18 protein-coding genes are annotated in these 23,878 nt (G+C 62.2%); 7 read left to right on the top strand and 11 right to left on the bottom strand.

Translation table 11 applies throughout. The annotated features are described in order from the left end of the window. Positions 1 to 156: 156 nt before the first annotated feature. Positions 157 to 903 (bottom strand): MBL fold metallo-hydrolase, encoded by a 747-nt coding sequence (locus JOF48_RS03900; protein ID WP_209677486.1) that lies wholly within the window; start codon positions 901 to 903, stop codon positions 157 to 159. Here JOF48_RS03900 and JOF48_RS03905 point away from each other — a divergent pair. Then, a complete protein-coding gene (locus tag JOF48_RS03905) occupies positions 895 to 1,077 on the top strand; it encodes a hypothetical protein (protein ID WP_209677489.1) in 183 nt (60 codons plus the stop codon). The genes JOF48_RS03900 and JOF48_RS03905 overlap by 9 nt on opposite strands. Here JOF48_RS03905 and JOF48_RS03910 read toward each other — a convergent pair. Then, positions 1,074 to 3,368, bottom strand: coding sequence for an MMPL family transporter (locus tag JOF48_RS03910; RefSeq protein WP_209677491.1), 2,295 nt, complete (start codon positions 3,366 to 3,368; stop codon positions 1,074 to 1,076). The two genes, JOF48_RS03905 and JOF48_RS03910, sit on opposite strands and share 4 nt — an antisense overlap. 107 nt (positions 3,369 to 3,475) lie before the next feature. Here JOF48_RS03910 and JOF48_RS03915 point away from each other — a divergent pair, with 107 nt between their 5' ends. Next, entirely contained in the window at positions 3,476 to 4,099 is a 624-nt protein-coding gene (locus JOF48_RS03915; RefSeq protein WP_425353704.1) for a MarR family winged helix-turn-helix transcriptional regulator, read from the top strand. A 42-nt stretch (positions 4,100 to 4,141) separates the two neighbouring features. Here JOF48_RS03915 and JOF48_RS03920 read toward each other — a convergent pair whose 3' ends face one another. Continuing rightward, a complete protein-coding gene (locus JOF48_RS03920) occupies positions 4,142 to 5,173 on the bottom strand; it encodes a LacI family DNA-binding transcriptional regulator (RefSeq protein WP_209677493.1) in 1,032 nt (343 codons plus the stop codon). Between the two features lie 224 nt (positions 5,174 to 5,397). On the opposite strand from JOF48_RS03920, the gene JOF48_RS03925 reads away from it, so the two are divergent. The 5 genes from JOF48_RS03925 to JOF48_RS03945 all read left to right on the top strand — a co-directional run bounded on the left by JOF48_RS03925 (position 5,398) and on the right by JOF48_RS03945 (position 12,471). Next, the gene (locus JOF48_RS03925; protein ID WP_209677495.1) at positions 5,398 to 6,339 is read left to right on the top strand and encodes a carbohydrate ABC transporter permease; all 942 of its coding nucleotides are present in this window, start codon (positions 5,398 to 5,400) and stop codon (positions 6,337 to 6,339) included. Positions 6,340 to 6,348: 9 nt separating this feature from the next. Beyond that, positions 6,349 to 7,263, top strand: a complete 915-nt coding sequence (locus tag JOF48_RS03930; RefSeq protein ID WP_209677497.1) for a carbohydrate ABC transporter permease — start codon at positions 6,349 to 6,351, stop codon at positions 7,261 to 7,263. A 77-nt stretch (positions 7,264 to 7,340) separates the two neighbouring features. Next, positions 7,341 to 8,681, top strand: coding sequence for an ABC transporter substrate-binding protein (locus JOF48_RS03935; protein WP_209677498.1), 1,341 nt, complete (start codon positions 7,341 to 7,343; stop codon positions 8,679 to 8,681). A 114-nt stretch (positions 8,682 to 8,795) separates the two neighbouring features. Further along, positions 8,796 to 11,012: an alpha-galactosidase gene (locus JOF48_RS03940; protein WP_209677500.1), complete on the top strand. Its 2,217-nt coding sequence runs from the start codon at positions 8,796 to 8,798 to the stop codon at positions 11,010 to 11,012. Positions 11,013 to 11,226: 214 nt separating this feature from the next. Continuing rightward, complete coding sequence (locus tag JOF48_RS03945) at positions 11,227 to 12,471, top strand: RICIN domain-containing protein (RefSeq protein ID WP_209677502.1); 1,245 nt, start codon at positions 11,227 to 11,229, stop codon at positions 12,469 to 12,471. Positions 12,472 to 13,225: 754 nt separating this feature from the next. On the opposite strand, the gene JOF48_RS03950 is transcribed toward JOF48_RS03945, so the two are convergent. The 8 genes from JOF48_RS03950 to JOF48_RS03985 form a co-directional block, all read right to left on the bottom strand. Beyond that, complete coding sequence (locus JOF48_RS03950) at positions 13,226 to 14,176, bottom strand: carbohydrate kinase family protein (RefSeq protein WP_209677504.1); 951 nt, start codon at positions 14,174 to 14,176, stop codon at positions 13,226 to 13,228. 77 nt (positions 14,177 to 14,253) lie between these two features. Beyond that, a complete protein-coding gene (locus JOF48_RS03955) occupies positions 14,254 to 15,813 on the bottom strand; it encodes a glycoside hydrolase family 32 protein (RefSeq protein ID WP_209677507.1) in 1,560 nt (519 codons plus the stop codon). A gap of 83 nt (positions 15,814 to 15,896) precedes the next feature. Next, the gene (locus tag JOF48_RS03960) at positions 15,897 to 17,366 is read right to left on the bottom strand and encodes a glycoside hydrolase family 32 protein (protein ID WP_209677509.1); all 1,470 of its coding nucleotides are present in this window, start codon (positions 17,364 to 17,366) and stop codon (positions 15,897 to 15,899) included. A 10-nt stretch (positions 17,367 to 17,376) separates the two neighbouring features. Next, positions 17,377 to 18,396, bottom strand: a complete 1,020-nt coding sequence (locus tag JOF48_RS03965; RefSeq protein WP_209677511.1) for a LacI family DNA-binding transcriptional regulator — start codon at positions 18,394 to 18,396, stop codon at positions 17,377 to 17,379. Then, positions 18,393 to 19,301 carry a carbohydrate ABC transporter permease gene (locus tag JOF48_RS03970; protein WP_209677513.1) on the bottom strand — a complete coding sequence of 303 codons (909 nt, stop codon included), beginning with the start codon at positions 19,299 to 19,301 and terminating at the stop codon, positions 18,393 to 18,395. Before JOF48_RS03970 ends, JOF48_RS03965 begins: the two co-directional genes overlap by 4 nt. Then, complete coding sequence (locus tag JOF48_RS03975) at positions 19,298 to 20,179, bottom strand: carbohydrate ABC transporter permease (protein WP_209677515.1); 882 nt, start codon at positions 20,177 to 20,179, stop codon at positions 19,298 to 19,300. Before JOF48_RS03975 ends, JOF48_RS03970 begins: the two co-directional genes overlap by 4 nt. An 85-nt stretch (positions 20,180 to 20,264) precedes the next feature. Further along, on the bottom strand, positions 20,265 to 21,617 hold the full coding sequence (locus JOF48_RS03980; protein WP_425353705.1) for an ABC transporter substrate-binding protein: 1,353 nt from the start codon (positions 21,615 to 21,617) through the stop codon (positions 20,265 to 20,267). Between the two features lie 60 nt (positions 21,618 to 21,677). Next, entirely contained in the window at positions 21,678 to 23,147 is a 1,470-nt protein-coding gene (locus JOF48_RS03985; protein WP_209677517.1) for a GH32 C-terminal domain-containing protein, read from the bottom strand. Positions 23,148 to 23,878 lie beyond the last annotated feature (731 nt).

Raw genomic sequence — 23,878 nt, forward strand, 5'->3', positions numbered from 1 at the left:
CCATGGCGCGGCGGCTTACCAGCGGCAGCAGCGCGGGATCGACCACGACCAAGCTGGCGCCGTACGCCGCCGCCTTGTCCCCTCACGATGGCCCGCGGCACGGAACAGCAGCGGGCCCGGCGCGGCGCCGCCGCACCGGGCCACCGAGTGCCGGCCTCATCCGCCCAGGCGGGCGATGATTCCTTCCAGCGGTCCGGCAAAGGCGGGGCCGTGCCCTGGCAGCACCACATCCACCTCAAGGCCCGCGAAACGCTGAAGCGCCGCATGGGCGCCGGGCACGTCGTGGTGGAACATGGGGTGCAGCATTTGCGGGCCGGCCACGGTGCTGATCATGTGCCCGCCGATGAGAGCATCACCGCTGGCCAGCACCCTGGCCTGCGGGAAATAGTAGGCACGGTGGCCGGGAGTGTGCCCCGGCGTGTCAACAGGCACGGGAGAGCCGGGCAGCGCGGCGAGGGTGCCGTCGTCGGCCACGGCGGCCTGGGCAATGTCATTCTCCTGCAGCCCGCCTGCACGGATCGCATGCAGCGACCAGCGAAAGACGCGCGGCCGCCACATCTTGGGCAGCACCTGGGCAAACCCCACCTGGTGCTTTTCGCTTCCCAAAAGGCTGGGACGTTCGGCTGCTGCGGAGTAGACGGGGGTGCCGTAGTTGTTGGCAAGGTGAGCGGCAGCGCCGGTGTGGTCGGTGTGGGCGTGGGTGATGAGCAGCGCGGCGGCATCGGCCGGGTCCAGGCCCAGACCGGTGATGGATTCCAGCAGCAGCGGCAGGTCGCCCGGGTAGCCGGCATCCACCAGGGTGAAGCGCCGTCCCTCGCGGGCAATGACCCAGTTCGACGCCGGCCCTTCCACAAGGAACAGGCCGGGCGCGCATTCACTGGTGTGGAATCTGAGGTGGCTCATGGACAGCCTTTCGACGGCGGGCGGTTGGTTTCCATTATTGCCGGGGTCGGTGGGACCTGGCTGCCAGGCGTGAACGGGCCGCGGCGCGATGCAGCCAGCCAACGGGTGGGCACGGCCACCATCCTGTGGACGCCGGAGCGCCCGGCAACGGTGGAGATCCCGGTCATTCCCTAGGCCGTTGTCCCGCCCGGCGCCGCGGCGTCCCGGTCCTCCCGCGGCAGGCTGCCGCTCTCCCCCGCGGCCGCCGTGCCGGCAACATCCCCCATTTCGCCGTCGTCAGATCCCCCTGTCCGCGACAGCCGCGACGGCCACCAGATCGTCCGGCCCAGGTCGTACGCCAGCGCCGGCACCAGCAGCGAGCGCACCACAAACGTATCCAGCAGCACCCCGAACGCCACGATAAACGCGATCTGCACCAGGAACAGGATCGGAATCACGGCCAGCGCCGAGAACGTGGCGGCGAGCACCAGCCCGGCGGAGGTGATGACCCCGCCGGTGATGACCAGGCCGCGGATGACGCCCGGGCGCGTGCCGTGCTGCAGCGATTCCTCCCGCACGCGGGTCATGAGGAAGATGTTGTAGTCAATGCCCAGCGCCACCAGGAAGATGAAGCCATAGAGCGGCACGGCCGGGTCGGCGCCGGGGAACTTGAACACGTGGTTGAACATGAACGCCGCCACGCCCAGTGCGGTCCCGAACGAGAGCACGGTGGTCAGCACCAGCAGCACCGGGGCTAGCACCGAGCGCAGCAGCAACATCAAAATCGCCAGGATGACCGCCAGGACGGTGGGGATGATGAGGTTGCGGTCGTGGATGGAGGCGTCATTGGTGTCGATGGCGGTGGCGGTGACCCCACCCACCAGTGCCTCCGGCAGGCTTGCCCTGATCCCACGGACGACGTCGGCCGCGGCCCCTGAGTCTGCCGCCTCCTCGAGCGTTCCCTCCAGCATGATGTTCCCGTCCGCCACTGTGGGCAGGGGCACCGGGGTGCCGGGCGGGCCTGCGGGTAAAATCCCTTCGGCGGTGACGGGGGCCGAACCGCTGGCGGAATCGGCGCTCCTGACGGAGACCGAGTTGATGCCCGGCTGGGCCAGGAGCGCATCGGCTGCGCTTTGCAGCTCGGCCTCGGGGACAACCACCAGGACGGGGCTGCCGCTGCCGCCGGGGAAGTGCTCGCCGAGCACTGCTTGCCCGTCGCGGGCCTCCGAGGCACCCAAGACCAGCTCGGACTGCGGGACGCCGCTGGCGTTCAGGGACGTGGCACCGAAAGCCCCCACCAGCAGGATGCCCGTCGTCACCAGCCAGATGGTGCGGGGCCGGCGCTTGATGGCGCCGGCCAGCCTGCCCCAGATTCCGGTGGTGTGCAGGCCGTGCTCCGCGGCGACGACATCGGGTTCATAGGCGGGGAGCCGAGGCCAGAAGGCATTGCGGCCGAAGGCGAAAAGCAGGGCGGGCAGCAGGGTCAGGGCCGAGAGCATTGCGAAAACAATGCCGATGGAGGCCACCGGCCCCAGGGAACTGTTCGACTTCAGGTCGCTGAGGAGCAGGCACAGGAGTCCGGCAATGACGGTGCCACCGGAGGCTGCGATGGGCTCCACCGACTTGCGCACCGCCTGCCTGCTGGCCGTCCACTTGTCAGTGGTCACGCGCAACTCCTCCCGGAAGCGGGAGACATAGAGGAGGGAGTAGTCCGTGGCGGCGCCGATGACCAGGATGAACAGGATGCCCTGGGTTTGTCCGTTGAGCATGAGCACGCCGGCCTTCGCCAGCCACCACACGCTCAGCAGCGCCACACAGAGGGCAAAGAGGCTGGTGGCCAGGACCGCCACGGGCAGCAGCAGGGAGCGGTAGACCAGGACCAGAATGACAAAAACCGCCAGCAGGGCCACCGCCAGGAGAATGCCGTCAATGCCGGCGAAACCGTTGACCAGGTCGGCGGTAAATCCGGCAGGGCCGGTAACGTATGCCGATGCGCCGTCGGGCATGGAATTGCGCAGGGAGGTGCTGATGGCCTCGACGGCCTCGGTCAGGTCAGCGCTGGATTCAATCGGCACAAACGCCTGCACCGCGCGTCCGTCCTCGGAAGGGATGGCCGGGGAGATTCCGGCAGTGACACCGGGGATCTCCGCCAGATCGGCGATTCCCTGGCTGACGGCCTCAAGCTCGGCGCCGGTCAGCGGGTCCGGCGCGGCAACCACCACGACTGCCCGAATGTCATCCGATTCACGGAAGTCGCTGAGCATCCTTTGCACTTGGGTGGCGTCGGCCGATTCAGGAAGGTACGTGGTCTGGTCATTGGAGGACACCTCGCTGACCTTGCCAAAGTACGGGCCGCCAATGGCGCCGCCGACGAGCCAGACAATGATGACCAGCGCCGGCAGCAGGATCCGCAACCACTTGGCAGGCTTATGAGGGGGCGCATCGGTCCCGCTTACGGTCTGGGTGGGCTGCCGCGTCTTGGTCATGTGCTCATCTCCGGTACAGACTGAAATTTCCTCTAGCTTAGCTAGCAAATAAATCGGCACGCAAGATTCATCGCTGCATATATTCGCCGGTCGGTAGAATTATTCTCATGGCAAGTACCGAGGCAACCCCCACACCGTTGCCGGGCAGTCTCTACGACGTGGATGCCGTGGACCCGCAAAGCCAGCTGGTGGACCGGTCCGCCATGTCCAAATCGGACATTGCGCACATCGGGGAGCTCATGGCGGCGCTTGGCAGGCTGCGCACCGCTGAGCAACAGCTCTCCGACGCATCGCTGAAGTACATGAAGCTGAACCAAACTGACATGCGGGCACTGCACTACCTGATCGTCGCAGCCAACACCGGCGCCGTTGCCACCCCCGGCGCCATTGCCGGCCACCTCAAAATTTCGACGGCGTCCACCACCAAGCTGCTGGACCGGCTGGAGAAGGCGGGCCACATCACCCGCTCCCCCACCCCAGCGACCGCCGCGCCCTGGCCATTTCCATCACACCCGAAACCCGCCAGGCAGCCATGGACACCGTGGGGCGCCAGCACGCCAAACGATTCCATGCGGCCGGACGGCTCACCACGGAGGAACGCGATGTGGTCATCCGGTTCCTTGACGACATGGCCAGGGAAATATCACTCACGGATGAAGCTTGGGCTCAACGTGATGCCCCGGCTGAATTGCCCGCCAATACCGATGGTCCCTTGTCCTAGCGGGGCGTGACAGGCAAATCTGCGGCGCGCGGCAATTCTTATTGAGCCGGGGTCAGGCAAACACGCCGGGGCAGCCGCACGACTGCCGGACACGGAGCGTTGTGGGAAAGATCCGCTGCTGCGGCTCCCCCTTGCGGCGCGCCTTCAGGATGCCCTCAACCGCGGCTTCGGCCATCTCCCGCACTGGCTGTTCCACGGTGGTCAGCGCCGGCCACGTGTATTCGGATTCGGCGGAGCCATCGAAGGACGCCAAGGCGATGTCGCCCGGAACGGCGACCCCCGCTTCGTGGAGGGCGCGGAGAATGCCGACAGCCTGCATGTCGGAGCTGGCGAAGATGGCCGTTGGCCGGGTCGCCGCGGCCAGGAGCCGCTTTCCAGCTTCATAGCCGCCTGACCGGGTGAAGGAACTGCGCGCGATGGGCCCTTCCGCAAGCCCGGCCTCCTCAAGTGCCCGGAGCCAGCCCAGTTCACGGTCATCAACGTCGTTGCCAACGTTGGTACCCATGACCAGGCCAATACTCGTGTGCCCGTGCCCAATGAGGTGCTGCACGGCAGCCTGCGCACCGGCCGCGAGATCCACACCGACACCGTTGACCCCTGCAATTTTGTGGTCCTGGTTGAGCAGCACCCAGGGGATGTTGGCCTTTTCAAGGTCTTCAAGGTCCGGATCGAACAGGACGCTGGCCAGGAGCACGCCGTCCACCTGGCGGGCCGCCAGGTTCCGTACGCTGCGGCGTTCCTTGGCGAGGTTCCCGTCGGAGTTGGTCAGCACCAGGGCATAGCCCCGCTCGGCCGCCGCGTCCTCCACTGCATGTGCAAGGAGGGAGAAGAAAGGGTTGCTGTTGTCCGGGATGACCAGTCCGATGGTCTCGCTGGAGCCAAGCTTCAGTGCGCGCGCGGCCGCATTGGGGCGGTAGCCGAGGACGCGGATCGCATCCTGAACCTTCGCTTCGGTGGCTGGTGCCACCTTCTTTGGCCCGCCATTGACCACGTAGCTGACGACGGCGGTGCTGACACCGGCGTACCTGGCAACGTCGTTGCGAGTCGTCGGGCCGCGGGGCGTATGGGTCGCCGGAGTGGTCATGCTGTCCATGCTAGCCGGGCTCTCCTTTCACCTCAGTGAAGAGCAGCCGGGAAGGCCACCTTCAACAGTCCCATCCTGCCATCACAATCTACTCGAGTCAATTTGTCGAAAACTGTACCAATCACTGGATTCAAAGGAATTAATTAAGCTGTTGCCACACCTTTTCTACTCGTGTAACTTGATCATCGTTGTCTTCCACATCACAGTCCAGGAAAGGGGCGACGATGACCACCCTTGCCAAACACGTACGAGCCGAGCGGCCACAAACGGGCCCGCCGAGCCCCCGCGGCGGCTACCGCCGGCTGGGCGACCTCAAGATCGCCCTCTTCTTCATCGCTCCGGCCATGATCGGCTTCATCTTCTTCTACGTCGTGCCCACCGTCCGGGGAATCTACCTGAGCTTCACCGAGTACAGCATCCTGGGCGACCCGGAATGGATCGGCACCAGGAACTATGAACGCATCGCCAAGGATCCGCTGTTCTGGAACGCCTTGGGCGTCACCTCCGAATACGTGGTGATCAACATCGTCCTCCAGACGGCGCTGGCCCTGGGCCTGGCCATCCTCATGCACCGGGTGGCAAAGTCCACGCTCGTCCGGGGAGCGCTCCTGATGCCCTACCTGATGGCCAACGTCATCGCGGCCCTGCTGTGGTTCTGGATGCTTGACTACCAGATCGGCATCGTCAACCAGATCATCGAATGGATGGGGCTGCCCCGCGTGGCCTTCTTCGGCAACGAACAGTGGGCCATCCCCACCCAGGCACTGATCAACACCTGGCGCCACATGGGCTACACGGCACTGCTGATCTTCGCCGGTTTGCAAGCCATCCCGAACAGCGTCTACGAGGCCGCCAGCATTGACGGTTCCAAGGCCGTCAGCACGTTCATGCGGATCACCCTGCCGCTGCTGCGCCCCGTGCTGGTGCTGGTCCTGGTGGTGACGGTGATCGGATCCCTCCAGGTCTTCGACACTGTCGCGGTCACTACCGCCGGCGGGCCCGTCAACGCCACCCGTGTGCTGCAGTTCTACATCTACCAGCGGGCCTTCACCGAACAGGACTTCGGCTATGGGTCAGCCATGGCCGTCATCCTCTTCCTCATCCTCGCCATCGTGGCATTCATCCAAATCAAATTCCTCCGCGGCAACCAGTCGGACCTGGACTAAGGACACCCCATGAGCACTCTTGCCTCCCCCAAGTCCGGCTCCCGCCGTCGTGCCTTCAACTGGCGCCGCGGCATTGCCTTGGCACTGCTTGCCCTGGCTGTCGCCGTGAGCATCCTGCCCTTCTACTGGGTCCTGCGCACGGCGCTGTCCACGAACGGCTCCCTCGCCGCGAACTCAGCCAACCTGCTGCCGGCCGACTTCAACCTGGGCGCGTTCAAGCGGGTGTTTGGCCTCCAGAGCCCCGCCGAAGCCATCGCGGAAGGCGGCTCCGGGGCCTCGATCAACTTCTGGCAATACCTGTGGAACTCGCTGGTCTTTTCCACAATCACCACCGCCTGCGCCGTATTCTGCAGCTCGATGGCGGCCTACGCCTTCTCCCGGCTGCGGTGGAAAGGCCGCGACGCGGTCTTCTCCCTGTTCCTGGCCACCATGCTCGTCCCGCCGATCTTTACCGCCCTGCCCAACTTCCTGCTCATCAAGAACCTGGGCTTGCTGAACTCCATGCTCGGACTCGTGCTGCCCTACCTGTTCATGACCCCGTTCGCGATCTTCTTCATGCGCCAGTTCTTTTTGAACATGTCCCGGGAAGTTGAAGAAGCGGCCATGCTCGACGGCGCCAAACACTGGCGGATCTTCTTCCAGATCGTCATGCCCAATGCCGCCGCCCCGATCGCCACCCTCGCACTGCTGACCTTCATGGGGCAGTGGAACGAGTACTTCTGGCCGCTGCTCGTGGGCACCACCGAGGAATCCCGGGTGCTCACCGTGGGGCTGGGGGTATTCAAATCCCAGTCCCCGCAAGGCGCGCCTGACTGGTCCGGGCTGATGGCCGCCACCCTGGTCTCCGCCACGCCCGTGCTGATTCTCTTCGCCATCTTCGGCAAGCGGATCGTCAACTCCATCGGCTTCAACGGCACCAAATAGTTTTCTCCACCGCCCAGCCGCGGAACCGGCAGAAGCCCGGCCCGCATCCATTTTCCGCATTGAAAGGACCAACCATCATGAACAAGAAGGCATTCACCGCCGTCGCCGCCGCCGCTCTCGCCCTGTCGGCCTGCTCGGGAGGAAGCGCCGGAGGCAATTCAGCCACAGGCGAGCTCGACTACTGGCTCTGGGACGCCAACCAGCTGCCCGCCTACCAGCAGTGCGCCGCGGACTTCACCAAGGCCAACCCGGACATTACCGTCAAGATCACCCAGACCGGCTGGGATGACTACTGGTCCAGGATCAACAACGGCATGGCCTCCGGCACCGCACCGGATGTCTTCACCGATCATCTGTCCAAGTACCCGGACTTCCTCAAGACCAATCAGCTGCTGGCCCTTGACGACGCCGTCACCAAGGACTCGGTGGACCTGACGCAGTACAACGAAGGCCTCGCCGACCTCTGGGTGGGCCCGGACGGCAAACGCTACGGCCTGCCCAAGGACTGGGACACTGTTGCGCTGTTCTACAACAAGAAGATGGCCGCCGATGCCGGCATCACCGCGGAACAGATGGGCTCCCTGGACTGGAACCCACAGGATGGCGGAAGTTACGAGAAGATCATCGCCCGGCTCACCGTGGACAAGAACGGCAAGCGCGGGGACGAGGCAGGCTTCGACAAGAACAATGTTGCCGTCTACGGCCTGGGCCTGAAGGGCTCCGACGCCGACAGCGCCGGCCAGACCCAGTGGAGCTATCTGTCCGCCACCACCGGCTGGACCGCCACGGACAAAAACCCGTGGGGAACCCACTTCAACTACGACGATCCGAACCTCCAGGCCACCATCGACTGGTGGGCCTCGCTCGTCGCGAAGGGCTACATGCCCAAGCTCGAGACCACCGTGGGCGCCGACGTTGCCGACAACTTCGGTGCAGGGAAGGCTGCCATCAACAGCCACGGTTCCTGGATGATCGGCCAGTACACCGGCTACGAGGGCATCGACCTCGGCATCGCCCCCACGCCCCAGGGCCCCGACGGCGAGCGCGCCTCCATGTTCAACGGCCTGGCCGATTCCATTTGGGCCGGAACCAAGAAGAAGGACGCCGCCATCAAGTGGGTCGAGTACCTCGCCTCCACCGACTGCCAGGACGTCGTGGCCTCCAAGGCAATCGTGTTCCCGGCCATCACCACCTCCTCCGACAAGGCAGCTGAAGCCTTCAAGGCCAAGAACGTGGACGTGAGCGCCTTTACCCAGCAGGTGAAGGACAAGACCACCTTCACGGGCCCGATCACGGACAACGCCGCCAAGATTGCTGGCATCATGACCCCGGCCATGGACGCGGTGCTTTCCGGCAAGTCCCCGGCCAGTTCGCTGACGGACGCCAATGAGCAGGTCAACGCCCTCTTCACGGAGTAGGCCTGGTTCCCCGCGGGGAACAACTGACAGGTCCGGGTGCTGTGCGCCCCTCGGCAGCGGCGCCCGGACCGCCCCTTTTCCCACGAACCACCTTTTTCTGAAAGCGAGCGCCACATGCGCCCCCTCCACCTACGTTCCGCCGGCAGCAGCCTGGTGATAAGTTTCAGCAGCGGAGAGGCCGAGGTCATCCATTGGGGCTCAGATCTGGGCAGCACCCTCCCGGACCTGGCCATCCTCAGCGAGGCGATCCCGAACTCCACCATCGACGCCACAGTCCCGGCCGGGATCCTTCCCCAAGGCTCTTCGGCATGGCGGGGCCGCCCGGGCCTTCGCGGCCACCGGATCTCCGACGGCGTGCCCGGCCTCGACTTCTCCCTCCGCCTGCGGGTGGTGGGCGCCACCGCGGACGGCACCACGGCCGCCATCACGCAGTCCGATCCAGAGGCTGGGATCACCGTGGCCTCGCACCTCACCCTGCACGCGGGCGGACTCCTGGAGCTGCGGCACACGGCCACCAATGACGGCGCCACGCCGTTCCAGCTCGACGAACTGGCAACCATGCTCCCGGTGGCGCCGGACGCCGTCGAAATTCTTGACCTGACCGGGCGCTGGTGCCGGGAACGCCACCCGCAGCGCCGCACCATCCAGCAGGGCACCTGGGTCCGCACCGGCCGGCACGGGCGCACCGGGCACGATTCCTCACTGCTTCTCGCTGCGGGGACGCCCGGCTTCGGCAACCGGCACGGCAAGGTCTGGGCCACACACCTGGCCTGGAGCGGCAACCACGAACAGTTCGTGGACAACGTGGCGGACGGCCGCACCATGATTGGCGGTTCCGAGCTTCTGGGCCCGGCCGAGGTGGTCCTGGCGCCCGGCGCCAGCTACACCACACCTTCCCTGTTCGCTGCCTACTCGGACCGCGGCCTGGACGGCATCAGCGAGGCCTTCTACAGCTGGTTCCGCGCCCGGCCGCACCACGTGCTGCCGGCCGCCGAGTCCGGCGGGCCCGCTGCAGGAAAGCCGCGCCCGGTGGTGCTCAACACCTGGGAGGCCGTGTATTTCGACCACAAGCTGGACACCCTGGTGGAGCTGGCCGAGTCTGCCGCGGAGCTCGGCGTCGAGCGTTTTGTGCTCGACGACGGATGGTTCCGCGGGCGCCGCGACGACTCCGCCGGGCTGGGCGACTGGTATGTGGACGAGACGCTGTGGCCGGAGGGCCTCACCCCGCTGATCGACGCCGTGACGTCGCGTGGCCTGGAGTTTGGGCTGTGGGTGGAGCCGGAAATGGTCAACCTCGACTCGGACATCGCACGCGCCCACCCAGACTGGATCGTGCGGCCGTCAGCGGCGTCGCCCAAGGACGGCGGGCGGCTGGCGCTCGAGTGGCGCAATCAGCACATCCTGGACCTGGTCAACCCGGAAGCCTGGCAGTACATCTTTGACCGCATCGACGCCCTGCTGCGTGAAAACAACATCAGCTACCTGAAGTGGGACCAGAACCGGGACCTGCTGGAGCACGGCCACCAGGGCCGGCCCTCGGTCCACCAGCAGACCTTGGCCGCCTACAGGCTGTTCGACGAACTCAAAAAGGCCCACCCCGGCGTCGAGATTGAGAGCTGCTCCTCCGGCGGGGCACGCGTGGACCTGGGGATCCTGGAGCGCACCGACCGCATCTGGGCCTCGGACTGCAACGACGCCCTGGAACGGCAGACCATCCAGCGCTGGACCGGGATGGTGGTTCCACCGGAGCTGGTGGGCGGGCACGTCGGCCCCACCACCTCGCACACCACGGCCCGCACCCACGACCTGTCCTTCCGCGCCATCACGGCCCTGTTCGGGCACTTCGGCATGGAGTGGGACGTCAGGGAAATCGCCGGTGCCGAGCGCGAGGAGCTCAAGCGCTTTATCGGCCTCTACAAGGAGCACCGCGGCCTGATCCACTCCGGACGGATGGTCCGCGCGGACCTCGCCGACCCCTCCCTGATGCTGCACGGTGTGGTTGCTGCGGGGGCCGGCGCCACGGGAACAGCCGGCCCTGCAAGCGGCACGACGGCGGCGCTGTTCGCCTTGGTCAGCACGGGAACCTCATTCGCCGAGCAGCCCGGCCGCATCACCATCCCGGGGCTGGATCCGGACCGCAGCTACCGGGTGGAGGCCGTCTTCCCCGCACCCGGGGACGCGGACTACGCCCGCACGTTCGTTCACACCAGTCCCCCGGCCTGGCTGGATGGCGGAGCCGAAGCCAACGGGCGCTTCCTGGCCGAGGTGGGCCTGCCAATGCCCGTGCTCAACCCGGAACACGCCGTCGTCCTGAGATTTACGGCGCTCTAGGATCCGCATGTCGAATCCTGCACAATCAGCAGCCTCCCGATGCCGGGGGCCGCCGGAAGCCCGGCCCACTGGATTCGGAAGGGGGCCGAATGTTTTCTCAACCCAACTTAGCAATGGGACCCAAGCTGTTGATGGAATTTGCCGCTCAAGGACTTTGAGGGCGTTGCCGTCGACAGCGGGTCCGGATCATCCCATGAATCTGGAGGAAAGCACTATGGAACAACGCAGTTTTGGTCGCCGAACCCTATTTGCCGGCGCGGCAGCACTCGGTCTTTTCGCACCACTGTTGGCGAACAGCCCCAAGGCAATGGCCGCCGGATCGACCTGGTCTCCGGACCATGGCTGGAGCTTCATACCGTCGCTGAGCGACGACTTCACGGCTCCCGCAAGCAGCGATCGCTGGAACCGGGGCCTCTGGTACCCCAAGTCGGGCGCCGGAACCTTCACAGACGGCAACGTTGCCTTCGAAGACGGGCTGCTTAAATTGCATGCCACCGTGGGAGAGGACGGCGGACCCACATACAGGTTCGGCGCCGTTGAGTCCTACTTCGACCTGCCGGGCGTCTGCAGTTACGTTGAGGTGCGGGCCAAGGTGCTCGACCGCCGGGCCAACGTCCTGTCCGCAATTTGGCAGCAGTCGTCCAACTACGACCACGTTGACGAATTGCTCAAGGGGGCCGACCCGCACCCGGAGGTCGATGTGGAGGAAACCTTCTCCTTTGACTCGATGGTGATGGCCAACCACACCTGGGGTGCGGATGGACATGTTGCCTTCGGCGGCAACTATTTCCCAACGGGCCAGGCTGACCTTAGCCAGGAATTTCACACATATGGCATCGAGCGGCGCGATGGGCGTCTGCGCTTCTACTTCGACCGGAAGCTCGCGTGGGATCTCGCCGCGCCGCATCCGTCCCTGGTGCGGATGTCGCGGCACCAGGTGCTCAGCCTGGAAGGCCACTTGGGCCAGCCGAACCCGGAGTTCCTGCCGGCCAGCTATGACATCGACTACGTTCACAGCTACTACTACACGGGTGCGCACAGGGCCCCATCGCAGCACTGCCAGCTGGTCAACGCGGCCAGCGGTCTGGCACTGACCATCGACGGCGCAAGCGGCATGCGACTGCGCAAGCCAAACGGCCGTCCCGGCCAGGCGTGGCTCGTCCAGGAAACCGACGACTTCACCTACACAATCGAGCACCCCAAGAGCCAGACCATGCTCGTGCTGGAGAACGGCAACGGGCAGGTCGGGGTTCCTGTGGTGGTCGAGCCAGCGAAATCCACCGGCCCCGATGACGGCAGCAGTCGCCGCCGATGGCACGTCCTGCCAGCTGGGGAAGACAGCTTCCACATTCTGTCCAAGTTCAGCGGGCTGGCTATGGACGCAGGTGACGGCGCGTTGCTCCAGCAGGAGCAAAACGCCGGCGACTCCCAGCGGTGGCTGCTGCAGCCCATTCGCTGACGCCGAAGGCTGGACGTCCGGTGGGACGTCCAGCCTTCGCTGTTTCAGTCCGAAATGCCCGGAAGTGGGGAGGGCGGATCAGTGACGCGACGACATGGGCTGCGTCTTGGTTAATGGATGTTCCCGTAGCCCATGCGATACAGACATGGTTGCCATTTTGCCATTGGCGTACCTTAAATCCAGTGGCTTCCAAGGACCAGCGCAGGAACGGTCGTCCAACCCTGCACATCCACTATTCACGTCTCGCGGAGAAACTTCTCATGCGATGCCCCTGTTCTTGGATTCGAACCGACGACCCCCGCTTGCTGATCGAGCGGCAAAATATGCCTGCCAAAAGACCCTTTTGACTAGTTCTTGACTGGTGTGCTTGCAACAATGCAAGATACTAAAATGTGGTCGTTGCGCCATCAAAAGTATGAGTTTTGTATGACGTGGTGAGAACTCCTGCCCGACTGACGCACGCCCTCAGCCACGTCAATCAGGCGTCAATACTTCGCTTTTCATTTTACTCTTGATCTATCACTGTCGGCTGACATGTCACCAACTTCAAAATACGACTAGGGCAATCGCCAATGGGTTACCCGCGCACTGGTCCTGGATGGTTGCGGCCTTGGAGCAGATCTTTTGACCACGTACGACGACGCTATTGAAACGGCGACACCATTCCCGGGGTCATTCACCAAAACGAATCCAGGCATCCGGGAACTCTCGAATTCGGAGCGAAACAACAAGGTGGACATGCGAGTTGCCGGAACTACGAACGATAAGTCTCCTCGAAAAGTTCTGCTCGTGTCGGCGGGTCTGCTCCAGGTCGCGAGACAGTGATTGCTGCGGATCTGGCGCAATCAGCAATGAGTTCGGAAATCTCTGTGCTTCCCATCGAGGAAATTGCCTGGCTCACGCGGCTGCCGAACGCTCCCTTGGCGATCAATGCATCGATAAGGGTGCCCATGAAGGTGTCGCCGGCGCCTACTGTGTCGACGACGATTGTGGGTACGGCGGGTACTCGGATTGTGGCGCTGCGGGACATTGCCAGCGCTCCGTTGGCTCCCGAAGTGATTACGACGAGCTCGGGCCCTGACGCGAGCCACCGGTGCGCAACCAATTCCATATCTTCGCCCGGATATAGCCAAGCGATGTCTTCGTCGCTGGCTTTCACAACGTCGACCTTGTTCACGAGCGACAGCACTCGTTGCCGGGTTTCGTCGGGGTTCTCCACCAGACTCGGGCGAATGTTCGGGTCGAAGGTGATCAAGGCCTTGTCGCGGCAGTTGTCCACCAAAACTGTCACTGCATCGGCGCCTGGCTGAAGGGTTGCCGCAATTGAACCGACGTGGAGCATGTCAATCGCACAAACCTCCTCAACGGCCAGGCTCCAGTCGATGTCGAACTCATAGTCAGCCGCACCGTCGGCATCGAGGTTCGCAGTTGCGGTTGACGTGCGTGCAGTCCGTTGCGCATGAACTGTGACACCGGAAGCCTGCAGCCAGGCCGTGGCATCGAGGCCCCGTTGGTCCTCGCCCAAGCTGGTCAGCAGTTGCGGACGTCTGCCGAGCCGGCCAAGGGTCAGGGCCACGTTGGCACAGCTGCCCCCTGGTCTCTCCTCGATGGTGCCATCATGCTGGTGCAAGATGTCGGTGAGTGTCTCGCCGACGACGAGAACTCTGGGTTCACCGATTTTGTCTTGCTGCTGGTATCTGGCCACTTTTAGGCCCTTTCGTGACGGATTGCGTGGAAGGCACCATCCCCGGACTGATTCATCCGGGGATGGTGTCTGGTATCTCAGTTGCTCGCGTCGAGTTCCCGGATGGTGATGCCGCTGAACGTCGCGGTCCCGCCGTCGGAGTAGAACGATATCCCGGTGTCGCCATCTGCAAAGTGAACTTGCTGGGAGAGCACTGTGTGCCCGGCGTTGACGAACACTTCGACGCTTTGGGTGTCCACGAAGATTCTCAGATGCATTGAGCGGGCGTTCGCATCGATCGGAGCACATGCCCGGGAGTACGGTGCGAGTTTGTATCCGTTGACGTCTGAGGGGGCCCGGTCAACATAGATCTCGTTGCCGTATTTTCCAATGTTGGTGTGGCGGGTGCCGTCGGCAGACCTCCCCACCGAGACGCCAACATTGGTGGCGGTGTCCCAGCTGATGTCCAGTTCAAGCTCATATGCCCGTCCGGTGTACGGCAGGACAAAGCTTCCGTTGACGTTTTGTCCAGGAATCGGTGTTGTTGCCCCTGCGTAGTTGGCCAGGGATGCCACCGGGCTGCTCAGCAAGCTGTACGCTCCGCCGGGTTGGCGTTCCAGGCGAAGCTCTCGTGTGATGGAATTCTGGCCGTTGTATCCGTCACTGGCGTCCGTGGGTACGTCGCGAGCTGCGTACTTCCAGTTGTTCATCCACGCGATGGCCAAGCGCCGTGTCTCAGGCGCGTCCTTCGATGGCCAGGTGACGGCAGCATACCAGTCCCAGCCCCAGTCCAGCCACTGCGGGGTGAGGTCCTGGGCTGTGAACTGCTCCCCGTCCCACGTTCCCATCCAGTAGGCGTAGGTCATGGGCAACCCAATGCTGTAGGCGTCCATGCTGGCTCCGAGGATCCAGTGGCGGGTACCGTCGCCAGCGGTCATTTCGAACAGGTCGGGGCATTCAATGCCGCCAAGTGCGTGGTTGGGGTAGTCGAAGTTGAGCTTGAGGGTCCAATCGTGCAAGTTGCTTGAGGTGTAGAAGCTTGCATAGCGTGCCCGCCCAATGACGCACACCCATTCATCGCGTGCGCCGTCCCAGTGAATCTTGGGGTCCCGAAACCACTCCGCGTTTTCGATCTCCGCCGGAGTTGTTGCCGTTCGCCCGTCGGTGTTGACAATCACGGGGTTGGGCAGGGCCGCGAAGGTAAATCCGCCGTCGGTGGACCAGTAGAGGTATTGCTCCTGGTACTTGCGGATACCGTCAGTTGGTTTCGTGGCCAGGGCGATGACTGCACCGGCCCCGTAGTCGGCAGTGTTGGCGGTGTCGACCACTGCGCACCCGGACCAAACCGGGAAGTCCGGTTCCAGCGGCATGACGGTGCCGTGGTGGGTGAAGGACACACCGTCGAGGGTGGTGGCATGGTCCCAACCTCCTGGGCCGTTGTTCTGGCCAGAATGCAGGTAATAAAGTTGGTAGGCGCCATTGGTGGTGACTGGTCGTTGCGGGTCACAGAGCCAGCCTGAGGGTGGTGTCATGTGGTACTTGGCCCGGAGGGAGGTTTCTGCCCGAGCGGCAGTGGGCAGGCCTGCGCTCATCAACAGTGCGAGGGCACCGGTTCCTGCGCCTTGCAAGACAGTTCGGCGGGAGATTTCGGGGATCATAGTTGCTTCCTTTCAAAATCTGGCGGGCGCGTGGGAGTGCCCGCCAGGGTCATTTTGGCAGTTGCAGTACAGGTGCATGTGGATCAGAGAAGGGCTGTGGCCCGCACAGGCTGGGCGGAGGGTACCGGTGCCTGCGTTTCGGGCACGTCACAACTTCGCGACGAAATTCTGCCGGGCTGGCTGCTCTCAAGGCGAGCAGTTACTGGGCCCGTTCCGAGGACAACTAGGTTGGATGCGCTTATTTCGCCGTCATTGACGAAGAGTTCAAGCAGCGGCCCGTCAAGGCTTAACAGGAGTTGTGCTGGCCCTGAGGAGTCGAGGGCAACGGTGCAGGTGGCTGGGAAGTGGGGATGCACAGCGGCCACGGCGTCGCCCTGTCGGGTGATGCTCAAGATGCCAGTTTCGGGAGAGTGTTCAATGACGACTTTGGCTTCGGCTTCGCCGTTAAGGGTGACTCGAAATGTTCCGGTTGTGCTTGGATCCCAACGAAGCTCCATAAACGAATGGCCACTCAGGACTGCCTCAAAGGGTTGCGCAAGGAGCCACTCAGCTGCTGGAGCGGCGGATAAGAACCATTCCTGGACGAATTGTGGCGGTTGTTGGATGAGACGCGGTGAGCCGGCACTGGTGCGCAGTGACAACCGCCGGGGCAACGACATTGCTCCCCGCCACGGAGCCGTGGGGATGGCACCGGCATAGCTCCAGTTACTCATCCACCCGAGCATGATCTTTTCTCCGGCAGGAGCGTTATCAAAGGTCACTCCTGCATAGAAGTCCCGCCCATGGTCAAGCCTGGTCAGTTCGTTTGAGTCTGCGGTGAATGTTCTCCCATCGAAGTCCCCAATCACATAGCTCATTGAGGACCCCTTCGGATCGGGGTTGTCGCCGACGGGGTTGGTGCTGATCAGTAACACCCAGCGGATGTTGCCAGTGTCTCCGTCCACGGGAAGAGGGATGAGATCCGGGCATTCCCAGACAACTCCGTCCGCTCCGAGCGGACCAAACGTACTCTCGTGTTCCCACGTGCGCAGGTCAGTCGATGAGTAGAAGAGCACCTGTCTGTCGTCTGCCTCAACGGTGAGCATGATCCAGTGATTATTCCCTTCCCCATCTGCACATTGGATCACTTTGGGGTCACGAAATGCGCTGGTCCCGCGGTCCAAGACAGGGTTTTCCGGGTCCAGCTCCCAAGTGAAACCGCCGTCAACGCTCGTAGCCCTGGATTGTGCTTGGTGCTCGTCTTCGTAGGCACTCGTGTAATAGGCAGTAAGGAGGGGCCCGCCGTCGGATTGGCTGGCCACGATGGAGCCCGAAAAAATCTGTTCCCTATCTCGATAGGGCAGCGCTACGGAGTGCTCGGTCCAATGCTGCAAATCTGCGCTGGTGGCGTGGCCCCAGCTCATGTTCCCCCAGTCAGATCCCTCGGGGTTGTACTGGTAGTAGAGATGCCAGAGACCGCGGTCGTAGACAAGCCCGTTGGGGTCATTCATCCAGTTGCGTTGCGGCGTGAAATGGAATAATGGCCTCGGCATCAGGCCGTCTGAGTGGTTCATTGATGTGTCCTTAGATAGAGTGCCGCAGAATCGGCGGACAGGCGATGAGCGTGGGCACGGCGCCAGAGGAACTTTCGAGGCCAAGGAGCATCCTGACCCCTGCCGCACCCAGCTCGTAGTGGGGAAGGGCAACTGTCGATAACGGCGGGCGAAGATGGGCCGCAATGACATCCTGGTTGTCAAAACCCATGACAGCCATGTCTTCCGGGATCCGCAGTCCTTTTTCACGCAGTCCGTCGTAGAGACCCATGGCCACCCGGTCATTGTGGCAGAACACCGCGCTCGCGCCGGATGCGATGATATCCGTGGTGGAGACGAAACCGCCTTCTTGCTCTGGGGTCGCGAGAAAAACCAGCGATTCGTCGAAGTCAATGCCGGCGGCATCCAGTGCGGCCCGATACCCAGCTAGTCGTCCTGATTGGGCTGGTGACGGTGTGGTTGTGTTGATGAAAGCGATCCGGCGATGGCCGGCGGCTAGCAGTCCCTCTGTCGCGCTTCGGCCGCCTTGTTCCTCGTCTGGGACGACGGAGGCAAGCCCGCTTCCAGATGCAAAGCAATCCACGAGAACCGCATCCGTTTGTTGAAGCATGGGCGGAACAGTAATCTCGCGGTGATACCAGGTCGAATACAGGATTCCCTGCACCTGGTGTTCAAGCATCATGGCAATTGCTTCGTCTTCGGCAGCTTGATTGCCATCCGTATTGGCAACGAGCAACACATAACCGTTCTTCCAGGCCTCATCCTGTGCACCGTGAATAATCTGGCCGGCAAAGGGAGTTGTTGCAATTGCATCTGCGACGAGTCCAATGAACCGAGACGTGCCTTGTGAGAGGGTTTTTGCCAGCATATTTGGTCGATACGCAAGCTCGGCGACAGCGTTGTGCACCCTCTGCCGCGCTTCGTCTCCGATTCGGGCACCGGGCTTGTCATTGATCACGTTCGACACTGTTGCCACGGATACCCCGGCAGCTTTTGCCACATCACGCATCGTCACCACATGGGTGCCCCTGCCAGGCTCTAGAGTGCTCATCCCTTGGTTCCTCCACTCTCGAGGCCACTGATCATGGCCTTATTTAACACGAGGAATACCAGCAGCAACGGCGTCACTGTCACGCAGACGGCAGCAAACGTCGCCGTCCAATCCGTGTTTCCCATCGCGCCAATGTAATTTTGCAAGCCTAGTGGGATTGTCTTGAGCCCATCGGAGAGCACAAAGGTGTTGGCAAAAATAAAGTCGTTCCAGATGAAGATGCTGTTCACCAGAACCACGGTAATGATGGTGTTTACCGACAGGGGGAAGGTAATCTTGGAGAAAATTCTGAACGGACCGGCCCCGTCCAACGAGGCTGCCTCATACATTTCCCGTGGAATGTATTCGTAAAAAGAGCTGAACAGGTATACGGCCATGGGCAATGCGAAAGCGGCCAGCGGGATAATCATGGACATGTGCGTATCCAAGAGGCCAATTTTGGAGTAGTCGATGAACAACGGAACCAAGGCGATCTGCACCGGAACAATGATTCCCAGCAAGAACAGCGCACGCACCACACCGCTAAAGCGGAAGCCGAGGACCTGCAGTGCAAAGGCTGCCATCATCCCGGCCACAACAATCAGCAGACTCGAACCGAGGGTCACGATGAGGCTGTTGAGGATGTTCAGCCCTAGGTTTCCCGCGGAGAAGGCCCTCGAGTAGTTTTCCAGTGTGAACTGTGTGGGAATAGCGAAGGGGTTTCCGGCGGCAAAGTCAGTGGCTGTGCGAAAGCTGGTCAGGACGAGCCAGAGCATGGGATAGACCTGCACGACGACAACCACCACCACTGTTGCGCTCAGGAGCCAACGCTGGACTCGAAGCCGCGTGGGCTTCTTCCTCCGTGCCGGTTCGCGTGGTGTCGCAGGAGCTGTTTTGGTGGGCGGGGTGAGAACTGAGGCGCTCATGATTTGTCCCTTCGGCGAAGGAGTAGGAAGATCAGGCCCACGGCAACCAGGCACTCAACGACGATGAAGACGGAGATTGCGCTGGCGTAGCCGTAGTCGGTGTGGACGAATGCTGTCTTGTACATGTACGTGGTCAGCAGTTCTGAGGACTGCCCGGGCCCGCCATTGGTGAGCAGGTAGGGAATGTCGAAGCCGCGCAGGGCGAACGTGGTTGCCATGATGGTGGTGGTGATCCAGACCGGGCGGATGTGGGGGAAGCGGATGCGCCAGAATACTTGCCACCAGGAGGCTCCATCCAGGCGAGCCGCCTCTTCCAATTCCTTAGGTACGGAGAGCAGTGCCGCGTAGATGATCAGCATGTAGAGGCCCGTGAAACGCCAGCCTTCTGGAATGGAAACAGCTGCCAGTACCGTGTTTACGTTGGAGAGCCATGCGGTTTGCAGTTGCTCCAACCCTACCCAGGCCAGGACTTGGTTGAACAAGCCAACCGGCTCCAGCGAGTAGATCCGTTGGAAGAGCAAAGCGATGGCGACGGTGGAGATTACAGCAGGAAGCAGGTAGAGGGTTTTCACCAGTTCGCGTGCGCGGGTGATTCCCGTCAGGAGCCCTGCAACGGCGAGCGCGCCGCCAAGTTGGAGCACCAGGCAGATGGCCAGGTAGCCCAGGGCGTTGCCGAATGCGGTCCAGAAGACGTCGTCGCGGGTGAACATCTTGGCGTAGTTATCCAGACCAATGAACTTCATGGCCGTGATGCCGTCCCAGCGGAAGAAGCTCAGGAACAGTGATTGAACAATGGGGAAGAGGACGGCCAGACCGTAGAGGAGCAGCGGCGGGACCAGGAATACTGCCACTGAGAGTCCGGACCGGCCAGGAAGCATGGTCCCGTAATCTGACTTTCTTTTCTTGGCGGGTTTGCCCCGCCCGGCCCGGGGGGCGAGCTGTGCTCCGGGGCTTTGCGTTGTACTAGCCATTGTTGTTCTCCGCGAGGCTTGCGTCCATGGTCTTGATGAATTCATCGGGCTTGATGTTGCCCTGAACAAGCAGGGTCAGTTCCTGCTGCAGACGGGTGTTGGTGGCGGGGTCCAGCTGCGTGTCCCAGGGCATGGCGATGGCGTCGCCTACTTCGTCTGCTGCCTTGACTGCGCGCTCATATAAGGGGGTTGCGTTATCAGGAATGGTGGTCTGGACGTTGTTTGTCGGCGAAAGCGCACCGGTGGCTGCATAGACTTCGGGGTATTTTGCGAGGGCGAAAGCCAGGAAGTCGCGTACCAGCGGATCGTAGGTTTTGGCGTTGACTGCCATGCCAATGCCCGACGGCGTGACGTATTCGTTGGTTTTGGTCACGGCTCCGTCAATGGTGGGCAGGGTGAAGTAGTCCACTGAGTCACGGACAGCCGGATTGAGGTTATCAGTGGCCAAGTTGCCCAGTTCCCAGGTGCCGATGTTATACACGGCGGCCTTGCCTGAGGTGAACAGTGCCTGGGCGTCTGCATAGCCGGTTGAGGAGAAGCCTTCCTGGAAGCAGCCGGACTGTCCCAGCTTGTACAACCATTCAGCTGCTGCCTTGCCGGCGGGGTCCCCAAAGGATGCCTTGCCGTTCTTCAGGTTCTGCACGTACTCGGGTCCTGCCATGCGGAAGGGGTAGTAAGCCATGTAGCGTTCCAGCGGCCACTGGTCCTGTCCGTCCAAGGCGATGGGCGTGATGCCCTTATCGCGCAGGGAGGTGCACATCTGGGGGAAGTCATCGAGAGTCTTGGGAACCTCAACTCCGGCGCTCTTCAAAAGCGAGGAGTTGTACCAGAAGGTCTCCAACTGGAACTCGAACGGCACCATGTACAAGGAGCCATCGTCGAAACGCTGGTAGTTCAGTGCTGCGGGCCGGTATTCATCAGTGAGGTTCAAATCCTTGAGCAGTTCTTCCACATTGACCATGCGCCCCTGTGTGGCAAGCTTCTGCGCAAACGGGGTGGCATCCGTGTCGAAGAGTTCTGGCAACTTGTTAGCTGCTGCCAGTGTCTCGTACTTCTGGATGTAGGAAGGACGGTCAGGGGTGGTGATGAGGTTGAGCTTGAAGCCGGGGTGATCAGCCGTGTATTCCTTGGCAATTTGTTCCATGGCCTTGATGACGCCGCCATCGGCCGGGCGGGACAGCAGCCAGGAAATCTCGCGGGGAACAACATCCCCTGCCGGGTTGATGTCAACAGCCTCGGCGGGACCGGTGGATCCTGAACAGCTGGTCAGGGCCAGTGCTGCTGCAACGACGGCGGTGAACAGTGCGCTCTTGTGCTTGGTGATGTGCATTGAGAGAATCTCCATTGATTGTTCTGCGGATAGTGGTACTTATGGCTGGGTAACGGTGGGTGCGGAAGAGATGAGTTAGGAAATGGTGGCGAGGAGTCCGACGTCGGCGGTGTCCCCTATGGGTTCTCCACGTGTGGTGAGCGAGAACTCGGTGACTGTAGTGGTTCCTTCCCCGACGAACACACCCAACAGGCCTGCCTGGTGGTCATAGATGCGGGTGCTGAGTACGGTCGTGTTATCAACGGTGGCGATGCAAATATCACCATCAACGATGACTTCCAGCTCGTGCTCTCCCGGCTCAAGAGACACTGCCCGTTCCAGTTCGACGGCATAGGGCACGTCCCCTGAAATCTGCCACTGTTCTGTGCCTGTGGAGGTGCGGGGCCAGCGGTCAAAGACCAAACGTCCGCGCTGCGGCTCCAATCGCAGCGTGTAGCCGGTGTCCCCGTCCTTGCTGGCGCGCAGCACCACGCCGCATTCGCGGGTATCTTTGGTGATGTCGAACCGGGCTACGGCCCGGAAGGTGGAACCAGGGTCCTCGGGAAGGAGGGCATCGGCGTAGCCATCGGAGGCGTTGAGAAGTGTTCCGGCGAGGTCTTCAGGCAGCGGGTTGGTGAAGGTTTCGCGGAATTCTTCCGTGGGATGGAAGGCGAGTGTGCCATCCTGGCGCTGTTCGGCCTCGAGCACGGACATGGTGCCCGCCCACTGCCAGGCTCCGGCGTCGTTAGAATTTTCTCGGGACGCTATCCAGCCAAAGAAGAAGCGGCGATTATCGCGAGCTGCAGACTTTGCCGCGTAGAAAGCTCGGCCGTCGAGTGAGTCATATTCCGGGACAATCCAGGGACCGGAGAGGCTGCGTGCCATACGGTACCTGGTGGTGAATGAATCACTGAATTCCGAGTACACCATGTACCACCACTGGCCCCATTTGAAGACTTCGGGGCATTCATGAGCGATGTAGCGTCGTGGGTTCCAAAACGGCGGGGCGGCTTCCCACATGGAGAGATCCCGCGAGGTGCACTGGGCAATGACGCCGCGCCGACGTTCCGGGCCGTGACCGTGGCGAGCGGTGATCAGCATGCGCCACAGCTTGGCGTCCTCGTCCCAGAAGACGAAAGGGTCACGCCAATCCCCGGTTTCGTAGCCCTCAGTGGCCCCGAAGGTGTCTGCTTCGTGGCGCTGCCAGGATTCCATGCCGTCATGGCTGGTGGCGTGCATAACCAGTTGCAGGGCTCGGCCGTCAACGCCTGTATTGGCAGGATTCTGACCGGTGTAGAAGAGGTGATGGACTCCTTTGGGATCCAGCACGATGCTGCCGGTGTAAATATTGAAGTCCGGTGCTCCCGGCCCCCCCGAGGCAACTTCCTCCCCAGTTTCTTGGAATTGCACGAGGTCCTTCGTCACTACACGGTGCCAGGGCATCCCCTCTTTGGGGGTCTTCCTGGACTCGTACAAGTAGAAGAGATGGAACTCTCCGTCCTGTTCCCACGGGATGATGTCACCCACCCATGCGTGGTCCGGCTGGTACAAGCCTCGATGATTCATTAGTTACCTCAAGATGTTTGGTTAAGCGGTTATTCAAGACCATAATCGGACTTGCAAGTCATGGTCAAGCGGTTAACCAAATATTTCTCGAAAATGTTATTACCTGTCTTATGTCTCCCGGACGACTCGGACGGCCGCACTGGGTCAGGGTGGATCCACAACGGAAACCGCTCAGGGAGGGTACATGGAAGGCCACGACACAGCGGAAGTCTTGGCTAGCAGGCACAAAGGCGCTCATGAGAAGCAGTAGTGCACGAAGCAGTGTTCCTATTGACGCAAAGGCCACGACTGGGTCACGAGCGACCAGTACCAACGACAATCTTCAGGCCCACCCTGCCCGAGACGAATTGAACGAGCCGCACCGAGCTGGCGCCCTTCGGCGCCAGCAAGGATGCATTTACCCAAGCCGAGGCAGCATTCGATGGGCGGGCCTCACTCATGGGACATTCGAACCGAAACAGCCTGCGCTGAACGATCCAAGCTAGGACCGAAGGTAAATACCAACGAAAACTGTCCCCGCAGGTCAGAGCTTTTTCAGCGCTATAAACCCATCGTCAATTATCAACGCTTATGAACCCCGCTGTCCCGTCAGGGGTCCAGTTCACACCGCCAATGGGTTTTTTGACCTGTTTCTGCATAGTGAGCTTGCAACAACAAGTGATACTAAACGCTCTCCCCTTTGCACTGATTGGGATGAGTTTTGTATGACGTGGTGGGAACTCCCGCCCTAC

Origin of the sequence: Arthrobacter stackebrandtii (assembly GCF_017876675.1) — a bacterium.
GTDB classification, from domain to species: domain Bacteria; phylum Actinomycetota; class Actinomycetes; order Actinomycetales; family Micrococcaceae; genus Specibacter; species Specibacter stackebrandtii.